This is a genomic window from Pseudomonas rossensis, from assembly GCF_039888995.1.
GTDB classification, from domain to species: domain Bacteria; phylum Pseudomonadota; class Gammaproteobacteria; order Pseudomonadales; family Pseudomonadaceae; genus Aquipseudomonas; species Aquipseudomonas rossensis.
Genome location: NZ_JBBWCB010000397.1, coordinates 1 through 238 on the forward strand (window position 1 = coordinate 1; position 238 = coordinate 238).

General features: G+C 51.7%; 1 protein-coding gene. It reads right to left on the reverse strand.

Annotated features, from left to right (window positions below):
- Positions 1 to 42: 42 nt before the first annotated feature.
- Positions 43 to 238 (reverse strand): metal/formaldehyde-sensitive transcriptional repressor (locus WLY71_RS31025; RefSeq protein WP_347806618.1); only part of this gene is annotated, 196 nt, incomplete at its 5' end.

The following is a 238-nucleotide window of genomic DNA, read 5'->3' on the forward strand; positions in this document are numbered from 1 at the left end:
CGTGGGCATAGTCCGTGTACGAATTACTCATCTGGGTAAATCCTATTTGGAATAGCGGCGAATAGCTTCGAGGAGCTCGTCGACGCCTTTCGCTCTTTCTTCGTTGCTGAGTGTCGGATTCGCGACATGTTCACGAGCGTGGTCTTCGATGATTTCATCCATCAGCCCATTGATCGCGCCACGGGTCGAAGCGACCAAAAGCAAGGTTTTTGAGCAGTCATCATCAGAGTCGAGCGCT